This window comes from Streptomyces azureus (genome assembly GCF_001270025.1).
GTDB classification, from domain to species: Bacteria; Actinomycetota; Actinomycetes; order Streptomycetales; family Streptomycetaceae; genus Streptomyces; species Streptomyces azureus.
On the sequence record NZ_DF968255.1, the window covers coordinates 22,182 to 38,189 of the forward strand.

At 68.3% G+C, this 16,008-nt stretch carries 18 protein-coding genes and 3 pseudogenes; 11 read left to right on the top strand and 10 right to left on the bottom strand.

Annotation, left to right across the window (positions count from 1 at the left end):
* Positions 1-658: 658 nt before the first annotated feature.
* On the top strand, positions 659-1,468 hold the full coding sequence (locus tag AOQ53_RS14790; RefSeq protein WP_148640325.1) for a hypothetical protein: 810 nt from the start codon (positions 659-661) through the stop codon (positions 1,466-1,468).
* Positions 1,469-1,531: 63 nt separating this feature from the next.
* Here the strand turns inward: AOQ53_RS14790 and AOQ53_RS48050 are convergent.
* A pseudogene (locus AOQ53_RS48050) lies at positions 1,532-1,758 on the bottom strand (hypothetical protein); the annotation flags it as partial.
* A gap of 389 nt (positions 1,759-2,147) precedes the next feature.
* Between AOQ53_RS48050 and AOQ53_RS47390 the strand changes: the two are divergent.
* Entirely contained in the window at positions 2,148-2,453 is a 306-nt protein-coding gene (locus AOQ53_RS47390; protein WP_059417509.1) for a hypothetical protein, read from the top strand.
* 13 nt (positions 2,454-2,466) lie between these two features.
* Here AOQ53_RS47390 and AOQ53_RS14800 read toward each other — a convergent pair whose 3' ends face one another.
* Positions 2,467-2,991: a TetR/AcrR family transcriptional regulator gene (locus AOQ53_RS14800; protein WP_269085451.1), complete on the bottom strand. Its 525-nt coding sequence runs from the start codon at positions 2,989-2,991 to the stop codon at positions 2,467-2,469.
* A gap of 176 nt (positions 2,992-3,167) precedes the next feature.
* Here AOQ53_RS14800 and AOQ53_RS14805 point away from each other — a divergent pair, with 176 nt between their 5' ends.
* Both AOQ53_RS14805 and AOQ53_RS14810 read left to right on the top strand, forming a co-directional pair.
* Positions 3,168-3,581 carry a nuclear transport factor 2 family protein gene (locus AOQ53_RS14805; protein ID WP_059417511.1) on the top strand — a complete coding sequence of 138 codons (414 nt, stop codon included), beginning with the start codon at positions 3,168-3,170 and terminating at the stop codon, positions 3,579-3,581.
* A gap of 5 nt (positions 3,582-3,586) precedes the next feature.
* On the top strand, positions 3,587-4,132 hold the full coding sequence (locus AOQ53_RS14810; RefSeq protein ID WP_059417512.1) for an anthrone oxygenase family protein: 546 nt from the start codon (positions 3,587-3,589) through the stop codon (positions 4,130-4,132).
* An 852-nt stretch (positions 4,133-4,984) separates the two neighbouring features.
* On the opposite strand, the pseudogene AOQ53_RS46230 reads toward AOQ53_RS14810, so the two are convergent.
* From AOQ53_RS46230 to AOQ53_RS14825, 4 genes and pseudogenes are all read right to left on the bottom strand, one after another.
* A pseudogene (locus AOQ53_RS46230) lies at positions 4,985-5,230 on the bottom strand (zinc ribbon domain-containing protein); the annotation flags it as partial.
* A 282-nt stretch (positions 5,231-5,512) separates the two neighbouring features.
* A complete protein-coding gene (locus tag AOQ53_RS14815; RefSeq protein WP_059417513.1) occupies positions 5,513-6,460 on the bottom strand; it encodes a hypothetical protein in 948 nt (315 codons plus the stop codon).
* Positions 6,461-6,463: 3 nt separating this feature from the next.
* Positions 6,464-7,708 carry an ATP-grasp domain-containing protein gene (locus AOQ53_RS14820; RefSeq protein ID WP_059417514.1) on the bottom strand — a complete coding sequence of 415 codons (1,245 nt, stop codon included), beginning with the start codon at positions 7,706-7,708 and terminating at the stop codon, positions 6,464-6,466.
* Entirely contained in the window at positions 7,705-9,309 is a 1,605-nt protein-coding gene (locus AOQ53_RS14825) for an FAD/NAD(P)-binding protein (RefSeq protein WP_330219344.1), read from the bottom strand. Before AOQ53_RS14825 ends, AOQ53_RS14820 begins: the two co-directional genes overlap by 4 nt.
* Before the next feature lie 221 nt (positions 9,310-9,530).
* Between AOQ53_RS14825 and AOQ53_RS14830 the strand changes: the two genes are divergently transcribed.
* From AOQ53_RS14830 to AOQ53_RS14845, 4 genes are read left to right on the top strand one after another with little or no spacing between them, the layout of a single operon-like run.
* A complete protein-coding gene (locus tag AOQ53_RS14830) occupies positions 9,531-10,172 on the top strand; it encodes a 2OG-Fe dioxygenase family protein (protein WP_167745715.1) in 642 nt (213 codons plus the stop codon).
* Entirely contained in the window at positions 10,169-11,260 is a 1,092-nt protein-coding gene (locus tag AOQ53_RS14835) for an aminotransferase class I/II-fold pyridoxal phosphate-dependent enzyme (RefSeq protein ID WP_059417517.1), read from the top strand. The genes AOQ53_RS14830 and AOQ53_RS14835 overlap by 4 nt, the downstream gene beginning before the upstream one ends.
* Before the next feature lie 16 nt (positions 11,261-11,276).
* Positions 11,277-12,050 carry an AzlC family ABC transporter permease gene (locus tag AOQ53_RS14840; RefSeq protein WP_099054600.1) on the top strand — a complete coding sequence of 258 codons (774 nt, stop codon included), beginning with the start codon at positions 11,277-11,279 and terminating at the stop codon, positions 12,048-12,050.
* Positions 12,043-12,366: a branched-chain amino acid transporter permease gene (locus tag AOQ53_RS14845; protein ID WP_059417518.1), complete on the top strand. Its 324-nt coding sequence runs from the start codon at positions 12,043-12,045 to the stop codon at positions 12,364-12,366. Before AOQ53_RS14840 ends, AOQ53_RS14845 begins: the two co-directional genes overlap by 8 nt.
* Positions 12,367-12,751: 385 nt before the next feature.
* Here AOQ53_RS14845 and AOQ53_RS14850 read toward each other — a convergent pair whose 3' ends face one another.
* The 3 genes from AOQ53_RS14850 to AOQ53_RS48055 form a co-directional block, all read right to left on the bottom strand.
* Positions 12,752-13,090 carry a transposase gene (locus AOQ53_RS14850; protein ID WP_078945313.1) on the bottom strand — a complete coding sequence of 113 codons (339 nt, stop codon included), beginning with the start codon at positions 13,088-13,090 and terminating at the stop codon, positions 12,752-12,754.
* A gap of 83 nt (positions 13,091-13,173) precedes the next feature.
* The gene (locus tag AOQ53_RS42845) at positions 13,174-14,097 is read right to left on the bottom strand and encodes a hypothetical protein (protein WP_059417519.1); all 924 of its coding nucleotides are present in this window, start codon (positions 14,095-14,097) and stop codon (positions 13,174-13,176) included.
* A 41-nt stretch (positions 14,098-14,138) separates the two neighbouring features.
* Positions 14,139-14,399: an AAA family ATPase gene (locus AOQ53_RS48055; protein ID WP_078945316.1), complete on the bottom strand. Its 261-nt coding sequence runs from the start codon at positions 14,397-14,399 to the stop codon at positions 14,139-14,141.
* A 66-nt stretch (positions 14,400-14,465) separates the two neighbouring features.
* Here AOQ53_RS48055 and tpg point away from each other — a divergent pair.
* Positions 14,466-14,697: pseudogene (tpg, locus tag AOQ53_RS46240) on the top strand (telomere-protecting terminal protein Tpg); the annotation flags it as partial.
* Positions 14,698-14,742: 45 nt separating this feature from the next.
* Here the strand turns inward: tpg and AOQ53_RS47395 are convergent.
* The gene (locus tag AOQ53_RS47395) at positions 14,743-14,865 is read right to left on the bottom strand and encodes a hypothetical protein (RefSeq protein ID WP_269085453.1); all 123 of its coding nucleotides are present in this window, start codon (positions 14,863-14,865) and stop codon (positions 14,743-14,745) included.
* A gap of 108 nt (positions 14,866-14,973) precedes the next feature.
* Between AOQ53_RS47395 and AOQ53_RS14860 the strand changes: the two genes are divergently transcribed.
* Together AOQ53_RS14860 and AOQ53_RS44140 are read left to right on the top strand one after the other, a co-directional pair.
* Entirely contained in the window at positions 14,974-15,330 is a 357-nt protein-coding gene (locus AOQ53_RS14860) for a PadR family transcriptional regulator (protein ID WP_059417520.1), read from the top strand.
* Positions 15,327-15,947 carry an HAAS signaling domain-containing protein gene (locus AOQ53_RS44140; protein ID WP_148640326.1) on the top strand — a complete coding sequence of 207 codons (621 nt, stop codon included), beginning with the start codon at positions 15,327-15,329 and terminating at the stop codon, positions 15,945-15,947. The genes AOQ53_RS14860 and AOQ53_RS44140 overlap by 4 nt, the downstream gene beginning before the upstream one ends.
* Positions 15,948-16,008: the final 61 nt, after the last annotated feature.

A 16,008-nucleotide genomic window follows, 5' to 3' on the forward strand; every position in this document is an offset into this window, starting at 1 on the left:
TCCTCGCGCCAGGTGGGCGGCAGGCCGGTGAGGAAGTCGATCAGGGCGGCCGCGATGGTCGGGTAGTGGTCGTACAGCGATGCCCAGATCCGTTTGGCCTCGGTGGTCGGGTCGAACTGCGGGGGCAGTTCGGAGGCTTCGCGGGCGTAGGCGCGGATGTTCTCGCGGCGTTCCTCTCAGTGGCTGGTACGGCACCGTCGCGTGTTCCTTCGTGGCGAGGACCGCGCGGCCGGTGTGCTTGCCGTCGTGCATGGCGGCGTCGGCGGCCCGCTGCAGTGCGTTCAGGTCGGCGGTGCCGATGCGGTCCGGGGTGGCGGCGCCGATCGAGGCGGCGGCGTCGACCAGGCGGCTGTCGCCGATGTCGACGGGTTGGGCGAGCGGGGTGGCGGGCTGGTCCAGGCGCAGGCGGCGCCGCGCGGGGCCGATCCGCACGGCGAGAGCGAACTCTTCTCTGAACAATGGCGCTTCGGAAGTGGACGTGCACTTCCACTGGTAGCCCCTGGTCCCGGGACGGGTCCCGGTGCGTGCCAGTACATTCACCCTATTCCCCGCGGTCGCCTGCCTTCGAGCGGAATGCGCACGGGCTGATTGCGAGGACCGGAGTGCCAATGGTGTGAAGGTTGACGTGCGTGTCCAGCAAGTCCCTAGGCTGCCGATCGTGAAGAAGACCAGGGCGTTCAGAGTCGCTGCGGCGCAGACCTGGGCTGAGCTGGCCCGTAGGGGTGTGACCATCGAGTCGGCGACGCTGGAGGATGCCGTCGAGCAGGAAATCCGCCACGTGGCTGACCGCCTGGGAATCCAAGTCCGGACGGCATGGAAACATTTCGACGCGGCCGGGGTGGCCGACCGCCTATCCCCCCGTCGGCCAGCGCCTACTCCGGGGGAGTACCCGTTGCGCCATGGGCCCGGAGAGGGCGCGGGAGCCGCCACAGAGCGGCTGAGGGCACGGGGACGTCGCGGTCGCATGGTGACGTTCACTGGCGTGGTCGCGATGGCGTTTTTGATACTCGCCGTCCTGATTGGCCTCATCGGGGCAGCGAACGAGCCCGATCGTTCACCCTACGCGGTGGCCTTCGATGACTCCGTGGATTGCGACAATCCACCTGACCTCATCCTCAGCATTGACACTGGCGGGCCCATGGTCTGCGTCGTCAACCCCGTGACCGTCTACGTCGAGGAGTCTGATTTCGGGGTGTTCACTGAGGACGAGGTCGATGACGTCACCGCGACGTCGAAATGGCTCGCCCAGGACGGTCACTTGAGTGCTGAGGACAAGCGGGAGATTGAGAGAAAGGCCGAGGCCATCGGTGCGCGCCATGGTTACCAGCCCTCGAAGCCACGAGATACTTCGACCGGCATACTTGTCATCGTCTGTCTCATCAGCGCAGCGATCTCCGGGCTTCTGTGCTTTCTCTGGGATCTTGAATACACAGGTGTGCCCAGCTGGCGCCTCGGAAAGCCGAGTTGATTGTGTCGGTCCTTCCGGTCGGGGAGTTCAGCCCCCGCATTGCCCGACGCGCTGCGGGCTGCCCGCCCCTGGTCCCTCGCCGATGACGTAGGCCGCCGCGAGGATCGCGCCCAGGGGGTAGCCGCCGGGACTTCGCGCACCAGGAAGACCAGGGCCAACGGGGCCATGGCTACCGGCATGCGGGCGCCGACGGCCAGGCGATGCGACGCCGAGGGCCAGGCCGGCAACCGCGGCCGGACCGCGAGCCCGACAGCCAGGTGAGCGCGGGCGCGGTCGGGGAGCAGGCGCATCCCGAGGACAGGGTGGAGGGGGGAGGAGGAGCGCGATGTAGGTCTCCGCGGCTTCCTGCGTAGGTCAGCGCGCACCTCAAGGCTCGTCCCTGGAGTCTCGTCTGGTCGCTGGCCGTTCAGTCGTTGGTCCGTGCTCCGTGGCCCGTCCAGCGACCCGAGCGACTGAAGCGACCGAGCCCCGGGGAACTCCCAACAGCCCCCGGCTGGTGGGGGAGCTTCGGCCCCCTCAGGTTGACTGGTGCTGACGATCGCCTCGCCACAGTGACGGACGCCGTGTTGAGGACGCGCAGCCGGACGGCCTGCCAGCGACGTCGTTGAGTCGCTTCGGTCGCTGATAGGGGATGGCAGATGTCTGCTGAGCTGTCCCGCTGTTCCTTGGCGGTGCCCTGATGGCGTCCTCGGTCGCGGGCCTGTGCCTGCTTCCGGCAGGCTGGGGCACGGACGACACGGGCGGCGAGAACCGGGGGAGCGCGCCGCTGTTGCGACTCCTGACCGGCGCCTGGCCGGTGTATGTCATGGGCGCGGCCAGTCTGGCCCTGCTCGGTCTGGCTGAACTCGCGCTGAGAAGGTTGAGTTGCTACTCGGTGGTGATGCCGGTGATCACGAGGAACTGGTCGCTGGGCAGGTCCATCATTTGGCTAATCCGTGTCCGGCCGCCAGAAACCCTTCGCACCCTGGGCAGAGGAGCCGCCTAGAGTGCCGAGTTCCTCAGCCTGACCTCAGGAGGGCGAGTGTGGCGGTCCGTAGCCATGTCGCCGCTTCTTCCACTGACATGCGGGCCGCCCTGACTTCGTCGCCTGCCGCGTGGCCGAGAGCGGTGACTGCGGCCGCCAGCCAAGTGGCTGGCGGTGCGGGGGCGAACTCGCCTGACGCCTGGCCCTTCTCGATCATCCGGGCGAGCCGGGCTGCGACGGGCTCATGCCGGGCCAGGTCGGCATCGACGCCAGCGCGGGTACTTCCGACCTGGAGGAGCACCGGGTTACGTTCGAACAGCCGCCAGCCGATGTCCTGCAGCCGCAGTAGCGCGTCCAGGGCGGAACCACTCTTGTCTTCCGCCTCGTCCATCGCGGCCATGGCCTGGTCCGTGATCCGGTCGGCGACAGCGTCCAGCAGCGCGTCACGGGTCCCGAAGTGCGCGTACACGGTCTGGCGGGTGACGTCGGCCACGGCGGCGATGGCGGCCATGCCAGCGTCGGGTCGCTCAGCCAGCAGTCGGACCGCGGCGTCCAGCACTGCGGCCCTGCTGCGCTCAGCGTCGGCGCGACGGCGGGGCCGAACCCGCGGTGAGTCGCCTGGGGTCTCGAAAGCAGCCAACTCTTACACCCTTGTCAGATATGAACGCCTCACTATATCTTACAAGCGTGTAAGAGATCGTTGCGGGGGCGTAGCCCCGCACGCATGGCAGGAGCATGGTGAACCCTCTCCACACGAAGCCTCCCGAGCAGTTCATCGCCGACTTCTTCACGACCTTTACCAACGCCGTGGTCCATGGCTCGGAAGACGCCTCTGACCTGATGTCCAGGTACTACACCCGTGACGTCGTTCAAGTCGCCGACGGCGTACCACTCGACTGGGACCGCCTCGTCGCTCACCTCCGCCCGGTGCGCAAGAACCTGCGCGAATTCCGGTTCGAGGTGCACGAGGCGTTCACGGACGGAGCCCGAATCGCGACCCGCTTCACGATTCACGCCCGGATGCGCAAGGGCGGACCGGTTTCCACACGAGTCCACATGTTCGCGGAGTTCACCCCCGACGGCCTGTTGCGACGAGCTGAGCAGCTCACGCGAGCCGTCGCCCCCACCGAACCCCAGACGGGGGAGTGATCCGCATGCGCGTCCGACTCGTCCAGGGCCTCGCCCTGCTGTCCACCGGTGCCCTCGCCGGCGCATTCGGCTACGGAGCGGCCAACCTCGTCCCCACCTTCAACGCCGTACCCCTCGACATGAGGCTGTCCTTCCACACCCAGCTAATGCAGATGAACGGCATCACCATGCAAGGCACCATGGGCGCGTCGGCGCTCAGCGCCCTCGCGCTTGCCGCCATGACGCGGGGCACCTCACGGCGGCTGGCCGGAGGGGCGGGACTCCTTGCCCTGGCGTCCTTCCTGATCACCCGCCTCGGCAACGTCCCCATCAACGGCCGCATCAAGCAGTGGGCGGCTACCTCGGCACCCGCCGATCACGCCGAAATCCTGGCTCGCTGGGAGGCGTTCAACTACGCACGCACAGGCGCCGCATTCGCAGCCTTCGCGCTGCTGATCCTTCTCTCCCTGCGCGGCGTTGACGCCGCCAGTCGACAGGTGGCCGCCGCCCGTAGCGAGGCTTTCAGGCCCCTGAACAGACATGACCAGAAGGGCCCAGTCGGTGGGCCGTAGGGCTGCCAGGTGAGATGTTCGTGTGCGGGCTCGTGGAGTGTCGTTCCACCATGCGTTAAGGCGGTGGAAGTTCGCGGTGGCCGTGAGTTGGTGTTGCAGCCGGGCTTTGGCCAGACCGTGATAGTCGGTTCGTTTCATGGGGCGGTGGCGAGAAGGTTCCGGGATCCGAGGCCGTCCTCTGGTCGTTGCCTCGGAAGGACATCGTCGGCGCAGATCAAGCGTTTCAGCGCGGCCGAGTCCGACTTCAAAATCTCCTTCCGGGATGGTTCGTGGGCGCGGCTGACGACCTCGTCGTACGGCGCACAGAGGAGCGTGGCTCTTCTCAGTTCGAGGACGTCCAGCCAGGCTGGACAGGTCGGCGCGATCCGCGTACCGCCCGCCAACAGCCCCTAAGAGGCTGTACCGGGCCTTGAGGACCGCGGACTGCAGGGCAGGCACGGCGAAAGCGACAGCGTGCGCCCTGCAGAAGTCTTACGCGCCGAACGAGGCGACGGTTCTCCCACACCTCGTCCAGCACGTCCTTGGCGTAGCCGCGGACCGTGTCGCTACGCCGGATGAGGTGCTGGGTGATGTCCCGTACGCTGTTGACGACCTCGCTGATGTGGGCGTCGAGCTTGGTCAGCTGTTCCTTGACCTCGGTGATCTGCCTGGTGAGCGCGGCCGGCGAGCCGCGCAGGCCAACTGGAACTCGCGCAACTGCTTGTCGGAATCGTCCGCGCCGGGCCCCCGGTTGCCTGCCGGTGATCCGTTCCAGCAAGGCGTGCATGTCGATCGGTGTGGTGGCGGTGTGGCCCTCCTGGATGAGCTTCTTTTGAAGTTCTCTCCCGGCTCAGGCCGGGAGATTCCCGCCTGCCTTGCGGTGGCGGGCTTGGCGCCGCGGGGACGCCTGACGACTGCCCTCCCGGCAGCCGGGATGAGCGCGTGGCCCATCCGGTACAGATGCAGGATGTTGCGGGCGGCGTTGTGGGCGGCGTCGCCGGACCAGCCGCAGCCGGAGTTCTTGCACACGAACAGGGCCTGGGGCTCCCGGCTGCCCGGGGTGGTGAAGCCGCACATCGAGCAGCACCGGGAAGGCCGGGGGCCGGGACCTTTCCGCAAGCGTGGCGAGAAGACCTCCCGCCGCCTGCACCACGGTGCGCCGACTCGAACACCTCCTGGACGGCACCCTGACTGTGCGCGGCGTGCAGCGCCTCGCCTCGGCGATCTGCGCGGCCCATCTGCCGGCGAACGGCCAGGTCTCCTCCCCGGCCAAGGCCCGCGCCCGCGTCAGCGCAAGATCCCGAAGGGCGACAGCGAGCCATGGATGTCGGCCCGCAGGAACAGTTCGACCCAATACTCAACAGTGAGCGCGGGCGGGCCCAACCGGCAAGGAGCCCGCCGCTACGCCCGTACCGAGCTGTCGCCGGTCTTCTCGTCGAGGCCGCCGCTGCCCAGGGCGGGGTCGTGCGGCTTCCCGGTGGGCCGTGCGGTCCCGAGCGCGGCCCACGTGGCCGCGACGACGAGGCAACCGACGAGTGCGAAGGTCAGACCGTCGAAGCCGCCGTGGAAGGCGGTCTCGGCAAGGTAGGTGAGACCCGGCACGGTGGTCAGCAGGACCATGGCGAGCATGGGATCCGTGCGCTGGATGCCGAACTGCAGGAGGAAAAGCGGCACCGTGACGGCGGTCAGCCCGGTGATGAGCATGACGGGAAGCTCCGCGAGCCAGCGCGGTCCCGGTCCTCCCTCAACAGCCAGCAGTGCTCCGCCTGCCAGGTAGGTGAGGTGGAAGCGGTGTGCCGTGGTGCGTACCGGGTCGACGCCACGGCGGCCGAGCTCAGCGGAGATGACGGCGAGAGCGGAGGCGCCGAAGCCGGCGACGACCACCAGGATCAGGCCGAGGAGCAGACCGTTCCCCGATGTCGCACCGTCGCCGAGCGAGACCGCTACGGCTGCCCCCGGCACGATCAGGGCAGCGGAGGCCAACCACCCCTTGGCGGTGGCCCGGCGGCCGTACCCGGCGAGCCCGAGCAGTGCCACCGCGAGCGGCCCGACCGCCGCCTCCACGCCACTGGCCAGGGCGGACGGAATCCACGCCAGGGAGACGTAGAAGCCGAGGAACGTGACGGCGGTGACCACGTTCATGGCGAGGAGCAGTCCGGCGGCCGGCTGCTGCCTCTCTCCGCCGTCGATACGACGGCGGGCCAGATGGACGACGTTGAAGATCAGAGCCGCCAGGGCGAACCCGGAGCAGGTCAGGTAGAGGCTGCCGGAGGTGTCGTACCGGCCGGAGAGCCACCCGTAGGCGGCTGCCTGAAGCAGGACGGCACCGATGATGCACAGGACGGGCACGGTTCAGCTCCCGGTGTCGGGGTCCGCCAGCCGGAACATGCCGCCGGAGTCCTCGATGTCGTGGAGGGTGGCAAGACTGTGCTGGAGCAGTGCGGTGTCCTCGTGCACGAAGAAGGCGATACCGCAGGCGCCCGTGGTCAGATAGCGGTCCCGCACGGGTTCGCCGATGATCGGGAGCCTGGCGATGCTGTGGAAGCCTGGCAGTCGGCGCAGGGTGCGCAGTCCGTCCATGGCGAGCAGCAGTCCGTCCCGGTGAGGGCGCAGGAACACCTTGGCGACGGTACGGGCCGGGCCGTGCGGCAACTCGAAACGCTTGGCGAATTCCTCGGGGCGCAGGAAGCTTTCGGCAGTGAGGTGCTGGTGGCTGTAGCCGTAGCCGGCCTGGTAGGCATCGGGGGCCAGGCACGGCCCCATGACCCGGGAGTTCACCTCGACGAGGCGGGGGCCCTGGTCGGTGAGCATGACCTCGGTGTGGGCCGCCCCCTCCCTGATGCCCAGGGCGTCGAGGCAGCGCAGAACGTAGTCGACGAGTTCCTGTTCGGCTGCGGTGAAGCCGGAGCGGGAGATGATGTGGCGAAGCACGGGAGCACCGTCCACGTGGTCGATGCGCTCCGCGTAGACCTCGGCGAGCAGATGCCTGCCACCGGTGCTGACCGTGTTGACGATGTACTGGGTGCCTCGCAGGAACTCCTGCACCAGGTAACCGTCGTTGACCTCGCCCATGAGGTTGACCTGACCGGTGTGCGCACGGAACAGCTCCATGGCGCGCTCCCGGCTCTCCACGATCAGGCAGCCCTCGCTGCCGGCACTGTTGACCGGTTTCACGACCAGCGGGAAGGAGGCCCGGCCGTCCAGGGCCGCGGACAGTTCCTGTTCGCTGTGGACAAGCACGGTCCGGGCGTGAGGAAGACCTGCCGCCGCGAGAGCCTGGGCCATGGCGTGCTTGTCCCGTCGGGCCGCCCGCAGCCGGTGTTCGTGGTGTGGCAGGCCGAGTTCCTGGGACAGTTCGTCGGCCAGGGTGACTCCGTACTCGCTGGCGGCTATCACGGTGCGCACACCGTGCGCCGCCAGGTGCCGGACGGTCTCGGGCAGGGATGTGTGCCGGTAGGACGTGGCGTGCCGGGCCGCGAGGCTCTCCGCCACGGGCGACAGACCGTCGGTGTAGATGTGCAGGCATTCCGCACCCTCCTCCCAGAAGGCGTCGGCCAGCGCCGAGCCGCTGGAGACGGGGTTTACGAGTGCGATCACGAGGACGTCCTTCCAGAGCTGGCGGTAACGGGAGGGAAAAGCTGTGCGGCGACGGTCGCGGCGTGCTGGGCCGAGGCGCGGAGGTAGTTGACGATGGGGTAGCGGGAGCCGGCACAGGCGCCGAGCGCCCAGATCCGCTCGGGCGGGCCGCTGGGGGCAAGACGTAGCCGGAGATCGTTGCCGATGTCCGGGACGGGTCCGTCACCGGAGCCGATCCGCAGTCCGCCATCGGTTACCGAGAGACGGGGCGCCCGGAATCCCGTGGCGGCGACGACATGGCTGAACCGCTCCTCCCCGCCATCGGGCAACCGCACCTGCCAGCCGTCGGCGGTAGGGCGTATCTCCTCGGGGGACCAGGAGGCCACGGTCAGCTGTCCACTGTCCAGAAACGACAGGAGCCGCTGGGCGTTGGACAGCGGGATGGCCGAGATGTAGCGGCTGATGAGCCGCTTGCAACGAAGAAGAAGCGCATCGCGCTGCTCTGGATCCCAGTCGCGTACGTGGGTGTTGAGGCCGTCGATGAGTTCGGCGATCACGTCCTGCCAGGGGATGGTCCGGTCCCGGGCGAGCTGAGTCTCCAGGCGGAGCAGTTCCTCGGCGAGTCCTGTCACATGAGCGCGCGGTGCGGCGCCCGGAGCGGCACAGCCGTGGACCGCCTTCAGCAGCAGCCGGGCGATCCGGGTGTCCAGTGCGGGATCCTGCGGGTCCAGGGAGTTCCAGTCGGCCTCGCTCAACCGGGTCACGGGCATACGGCGCAGGCGGGTGCGGACGGCGGGGAGTACGGCCGAGGGCGAGACCAGGGTGATCCGCCGGCCCGGCACCCGGCACAGGATCAGCGCGGTGTCGATCGCCGAGAGTTTGCTGCCGAGGACGAGAACCCGGGCGTCCTCGGGAAGCCGACGCAGCCGTTCGGTGGGGTATGGGGAATCGATCAGCCTGGGGTGGCCGTCGAACGGCCGGAGGGCGGGCGGCAGGACGAGTTCGTCGGCGCCGAGGCAGAGGGCGATGTCCGTGCCGGTCACGGTGTCCCCGTCGCGGAGAGCCACACGGTAGCCGTGCCCGTCCGGTGCTGGAGTCACTCCAGTGGCGTGCCGGGCGATACGCCTGACCTCTACACCACGGGCCTGCAGCTGCCGCAGGGCCCGGGACAGGCGCTCCCGGCAGTACTGCCCGACCAGGGAGCGCGGTACGAAATCGTCCGGGCCGACGGAGTGCCCCCGGGCGGCCAGATAGTCCAGGAAGTCCGACGGGCCCTGCGCCTTGAGCGAGGTGACGTCCACCGAGGTGTTGCAGAGCAGGGCGGGGTCGGTGACACCGAAGGCCGTTCCCAGTCCGGCCGTTCCTGGCGCGACGAGATCGACACAGTCGAGACCCGGCACACGCGCAATATGCATCAAGAGGCTCGAGGAGGTTGCTCCCGCGCCGATGACAACGATCTTTCTGCGCACAGAGATTCTTTTCCCGTACAGCCGCGAAGGGCGATTCCAATCCCGGATCGGCGCCCATTCGGATCGCCGCAGACAACCATTTGAACAACGCTCGCAATGACGCGTCAAATTGCAAATCACACTCTCGTGAGCCCGCTCACACCTCCGCTGCACGCACAACCGGCCAGGACGCGCAAGAGATGCAGGAAAGTCCAGAATGTAACCCCGTTTCTCGCCAAAAGTAGGCGCGAATTAATCGTCCACCGATTGAGACTGCATGAGCACACAGTGGATAGCTGCTGCTAGCATCCAGTTCAGGAGCGTAAAGGCTGGGCATCCATGCCGCAGCGAGATCTCGTCGATACCGACACCGCACACCGAAGGAAAGCACCGCTTTGCGTTACCGAGTTTCTTCTGCCGTCTCTCACATATCCGAAGAGTTCCTGGAGAGTTACAGCGCACTCCCCGCCGACGAGCACCTCCGCGCCGATCACAGATTCCGCTTCCGCGCCTTCAGTGAGGCGGATGTGAAGGGGGATCTTTTGCGCTGGGAAGAGGATTCCACTTTCTTCCAGAGTGACGAAATCAATGATTATGCCGGTGGCGTCCACCGGAAGTTCGCTCCGCTCGGTGGGGCAGCCCGCACGTTCGCCGAGCGCTTCGTGGGCTCCCGTGTCACGCGCGAGATCGTCGACGCCGAGGAGTTCCGCATCGGATGCCACCAGATCCGCATCACCGCCGCCGACGAGCGGCCCGGGCTGCCCGCCCCGGAGGGCTTCCACCAGGACGGCTTCGACTACGTGGCCGTCACCTGCGTCGCCACGGAGAACGTGAGCGGTGGCATCTCCCTGGTCCGGGAGAACACCCCGGACGGTGAGCACCTGGTCGAGCGGACCATGCCCGCTGGAGAAACGCTCTTCCTCGCCGACCGTGAAGTGCAGCACTACGTCAGCCCCATCACCCCGAAGGTCCCGGGCCTCGCCGCCCACCGGGACGTATTCGTGATCACCTTCTCGCTCGGGGAGACCGCACGATGAGCATCGCGACCTACACCATCCAGGACTGGCTGTTCGACCGCGCCCAGGGCCGCTTCGAGATCGACCTGGCCGAGAGCGGAGTCCAGTACCAACTGCTGTCCGACCTGCCGCTGGAGTCCGGCTGGGACTTGGACTACAGCCTGGATCGCGGCACCCCCGAGCTACGTGGCCGTATCGCCGCCCTGTACGCCGAAACCGATGTGCCGCCGGACGCCGATCACCGGGCTGTGATCGTCACCCATGGCGCGCAGGAGGCCCTGTACCTGCTCTACCGCTCCACGCTGGCTGCGGGCGACCATGTGATCACCACGGCTCCGGGCTGGCAGCAAGCCTGGGAAGTGCCGGCCCACATCGGATGCGAGGTGAGTGTCCTCGACTGGCGCCCCGGCTCCCCCTTCGACGCCGATGCCCTGGCCTCGGCTGTGCGCCCGAACACCCGGATGCTCATTCTCAACAGCCCGGGCAACCCGTCCGGCCAAACGCTCACCAGCACCGAGTGGGACGCCATCTTGCGGGTCGCGGGCTCCCACGACCTCCTGGTGGTGAACGACGAGGAGTACCTCCTCGACTTCGGCGCTTCGGTGGTCCGTCGTCACCCGCGCGCGGTCTCCGTATCCGGACTGTCGAAGGTCTACGGCATGCCCGCACTGCGGGTGGGCTGGGCCCGCGGCCCTGAGGACGTCATCGAGCGGATGGTGAACTACAAGCGGTACACCACCGTCTCCAACTCCGTGGTGTGGGAGCGAGCGGCGGCCCGGGTCATCGCCGACCGGGACCGGCATATCGCCCGCTACCGCTCGCTGGTCGCGCCCGGTCTGCAGCAGCTGGAGACGTTCGCCCGGGAGCACGAGGCGCACCTGCAGCTGGTCGGCCCGCACGGGACCCCCTTCGCCTGGGTGCGGTTCACCTCGGTTCCCGTCTCCTCGCAGCAGTTCGCCGAGCAGCTCCTCGACCAGCAGCGCACCCTCGTCATGCCGGCCGAGGTCTTCGGCGCGGAGAACGGAATCCGGATCAGTTACGCCCGCCCCGCCGACGTACTCGCGGAAGGGCTGCGCCGCGTCTCGGCACAGCTCGCCGCGGTGGTGTGAGACCCGAGGAGGAAACGTGTCCACGGACACCACAGGCCGGGGCTCCGATGCCGGTGGACCCATCGGCGTCCCGAACACTCCAGGAGCAGGCACCAGCGGCGGCTTCCGGGAGGACGCCGCCGTGGCCGCACGGCTCACCGTCCCGGTGGCAATGGGCTACCTGCCGCTGGGCGCGGCATTCGGCATCCTCCTCGTCAGCCAGGGACTCTCCTGGTTCTGGGCGCCGACCACCGCCCTGGTGGTGTTCGCCGGATCACTGGAGTTCCTCGCGGTATCGATGGTGACCTCCGGCCTGGGACTCGCCGCCATCGCGATGACCACGTTCCTGGTCAACTTCCGGCACGTCTTCTACGGGCTCTCCTTCCCCCTGCAGCTCCTGGCGGGCCCGGTGCAGCGCGGTTACGGCATCTTCGCCCTCACCGACGAGACCTACTCGCTACTCGCCGCCAACCCCGACGAAGAGCTCAACGGCCGCCGTATCACCCTGATCCAGCTCTTCAGCCACGGCTACTGGGTCGTGGGCAGCCTCACCGGCGCGCTCGCCTCCACAGCGCTCCCGGACGACATCAAGGGCGTGGAGTTCGCGCTGACCGCGCTGTTCACCGTGCTCGCCTGGGACCACGCCCGCAAGCGCAGCAACCTGCGCCCGGTCCTCTACGGCCTTGCCTCCGCGGTCGTGGCAGCAGTGGTCGGCGGCGAGCAGTTCCTGACCACCGCCGTGGCAGCCTTCCTCCTGCTGCTGGTCGGCGACTACCTGATCACTGTGAGGGCGAAGTCCGCACATGCCTGACACCAGCTATCTCCTCATGGCCATCCTGGTGATGGCAGCGGTCACCTTCGCACTGCGCGCCGCACCGTTCGTGCTGCTCAGCAAGTACACCGACTCCCCGCTCCTGGACTACCTCCGGGTCTCCCTGCCCCCGGGAATCATGGTGATCCTGGTCGCCTACAGCCTCCACGACGTCGACTTCACCCAGGCCCCCTACGGCCTCCCGGCACTGATCGGAACCGCGGTCTGCGCAGGCGTCTACCACTGGCGCCGCAGCCCTCTCTCGGCAATCGTCCTCGGCACCGGCACGAACATGGCGCTGCTGCACCTGTTGTGACCCGACCCGGTCATCCCTCGGAGACACAGCCGATACCGGGCCCTGACTCCGACTCCGTACGGGGCGTCCTCGCCTCCCAGGACGCCCCGTACCTACCCGGCTCCTCGCCCGTCCATCTCCTGAAGGCGGACGGTTGGCAAGGCTCTACAGCCGAAAGCCCAGCCGGGCTTCTCGAAGTCGGGACCCGATCTCCGCCCCGAACCGATACGGCACGGCACGGCATGGCCGAGGTGTCCTACAACCCGAGCGCCTGCTACCACCCTGCTACGAAACGATCGCCCCGGGTCAGGCATGATGCCCCCTCAGAAACGATCGTCCAGGGAGAACAGGCAACTCCGGCACACCGCCGTAGCCGTAGCCGTAGCCGCTGAGCCGTGTCCGGTCGTCAGGTCCGGAGCCAGATGGCCAGGGCTGCCGCCATCGCGGTGCCGAGGAAGACGAAGCCGCGTTCGTCGTAGCGAGTGACCACCGCCCGGGACAGCTCCAGGCGGTTGATCGCCCGTTCAACGGTGTTGCGCTTCTTGTAGCCGTCCTCGTCGAAGCCGGGTGACCGTCCGCCGCGTGAGCCTTTGCATAGGCGGGCGGCCTGGCTGTCAGTCTGCTCCGGGATCGTGTGGTGGTTCCCCCGCCGCAGGTACTCGCGCACGGGTCCGTTGCTGTATGCCTTGTCCGAGGCGAGACTGTCCGGCTGCGCCGCGGTCAACCGGGGTCGCGCGGCGGTCACGATCCGGTCGCGCAGTTCCCCGGCCCGGAGTTCGTGGAGGTCGGTGGGTCGCGGCGCCGGTGGAGGTAGGAGACCGTGTCGACTCAGGAACGGGCGGTTCCTGAAGGGAGGAAGACGACGACGGCGGCGGCGATGCAGACCGCCAGGGGGACGGCGAAGGCGAAGTGCGCGCCCAGGGGGAGCAGGGCGGCGACGGCGAAACCGGCCAGGCCGTACCCGGCGCCGTTGGCGGCGTACAGGGCGGAGAACCCGGCGCTCCACGCCGACTCCGGCAGGTCCCGCTGCAGGGTCAGAGAGCGGGCGGTGAGCTGCGGCGCGGCGAACAGCCCCGCCGCCACGATGCTCACCGCGATGACCGGCAGGCTGGGCACCAGCGCCGCCGGCAGCAGGACCAGGCACAGGGCCGCCAGCAGCGCCGCCGCCTGACGGTGGATCCTGCCGGGCCAGTGCCGCAGCCCGTAGATCAGCCCGCCCACGACGCTGGTGATGGAGTAGCCGGTGAACAGGACCCCGGCGAGCGAGGCGGGAGAACCGGAGGCGTCCAGTACGGGTGGCACCGCGGTATCCAGGACGCCGCCGGCGAAGCCGCCGACCAGGGCCAGTGCGAGGGAGGGCAGGGCCGCGCGCAGCAGGACCGGGCCCAGCGCCAGTCCCGAACGCCGGGCGCCGTCGGCCCCGTCGCCGTCGGACGGTGCCGCCGGCAGGCGCAGCGAGGCCAGTGCCGCGGCGGCGGCCAGCACGGCCATGGTGGCCACCGCCAGCCGGGGGTCGCCGACGGCGACCAGCACGGACACGCCGACCGGGGCCACGGTCCAGGCCAGCTCCAGCAGCGTGGTGTCCAGACTCATCGCCGGGTGCAGCAGCGGCGGGTTCATGGTGCGGGCGAGCAGCGCTCTGAGCTGTTGCCCGAGCCTGGCCACCCCCACGACCCGGCCGCGCTCGCTGGAAGGTCCCCAGTCATCCACGTCGGCCCGGAGGCGCTTCGTCGAAGAGACCAAGCTCGTCATCGCTGGGGGCCTGGAAGAGCTTCACATACTCCTCCAGCAGCTCACGGCTGACCGGGACGGTCCCCGGCCCCCCTTCCTGGCTGCGAGCTTCGAGGCGGCGGCACAGCCCATCGATGGGTGCTGCAAGGGAGCCGGTCGCGCGTGCGCTCATCGAACAGGTCGATGCCGAGGTCCGCCATCCACTCGTCCGGACACAGACGCACCGCCGGAATCTCTCTCGCCAGGCGCGTGGCCAATGTCGTCTTCCCTGAGCCAGGAAGCCCGCACAGCAAGATCAGCCTGGGCTCGGGGCTCACCTTCATCAGGCGCCTCCAGCGCACCGCAGCAAGGTCACTCTGGCATGCTCGCGCAACTGCCCCGGCCAACAGAAATGGTTTCCGAGCGCGAAGGCCGTCGTCCAGGAGACCGGCGTCACCGCCGACTCCGTCAACCGCTACCTGCGCGGCGCCCGCAAGCACGCCCGCGCCGACCTCGCCGCGAAGATCGACGACGCCGTACGGCAGCGGTGGCAACCACAGGTGCGCAAGCGCCGGCAGCGCCACGCCGCCACCACCGGCGGGATCGGTGGAGACGAGGGCCAGGTTCGGCTACACCGCGCCGGAGGACTTCTCTCACGCCAGCCGCCTGATCGCCGCTGGCCCACGACTACCCACGACGGGCGACGGTGATGATCTCCCGGCTGGAACCAGTAACAGCTTCCCGGTTCCAGCCGCCGAACCGCGCCTCGATCTCGAAGCCCGCTGCGGACGGAGGTCGCTCGCCGAGCATGGGCAAAGAGTAAGCACGCTGAGCCCCGAACCCGTCCACCACTGCAAAGAACGGCCCCTGAGACGGCGAGGCTAGCGGGACCTGTCTTCAGCAGGTACCTTGTTATGCATGGTACTTCCGGGTGGAGCACGTTCTGGGGTGAGTCAACTCCGTCGGGGGATCCTGCAGTTCTGCGTCTTGGCGCTGCTGCGTGACGGCGAGAGGTACGCCTTTGAACTGGTGCGGGAACTGTGCGACGCCCACGGACTCGTGACCAGTGAAGGCACCATTTATCCGCTGCTCTCACGGCTTCGGAAGGAGGGGTGGGTCAACACGGTCTGGAAGGAATCTGACTCTGGTCCTCCACGCCGCTACTACACGCTCACCGCGACGGGGCGACGAGCGCTGGATGAGTTCGCTGGTGAGTGGGGGCCGTTCAAAACCGCCGTTGACAACCTCCTGGACAGTGAGGGGAGCCACGAGTGACCTCGAGGCGCAATCAGCTCATAGACGAGTACCTGCACCGCTTCGACAATGCATCTGTATTCCTCCCCGCTGGTCGACGCGAGGAGCTCAAGCAGGAGATCGTTGAGCACATAGATGCCGGCCTGGAAGAAGCAGACGCCCGGCACGCCGAAGCGGTCCGCACCGTCCTGGAACGACTAGGGCCTCCTGCGGACATCGTGGCTGCTGAGGTGAGTGGCTCAAGGTCCACTGGTTCCACGCCGGTAGTCAAACCGATCGCTCATACCGCCGATGTGACGGATGGACACAAGGCTGACCGCCACGAACAGCTACGACAGGACGACGTTGCTGCGTCTCTTGCCTCCTCGCCGCCTTCGCGAAGAAGGGCGATGCTCCTGATCGGGGCAGCAACGGCAGCACTTGCCGTCGGCGCGCTGGCCTTCGGCGTCAGCGCATCCAACGACGGTCAAGGGCAGCCACCCGCCTACGAGGGGCCGACCACCACTCCCTCCGAAAGCGAAGGGGCCGGCAGCACGCCGCCAAGCGAGTGGCCCACGGATGCCAGCGACGAGCCCACCGCGCCACCCTCCGACGGGCTCTCCGAGGTCCCGGGCGAGCCCACGGCCCCGACTTCCTGACGATCACGCTCCGGCGGCAGGCTTGAGCGTTTTCACCCTGCCGTCGGCCCTCCCCGCAGTA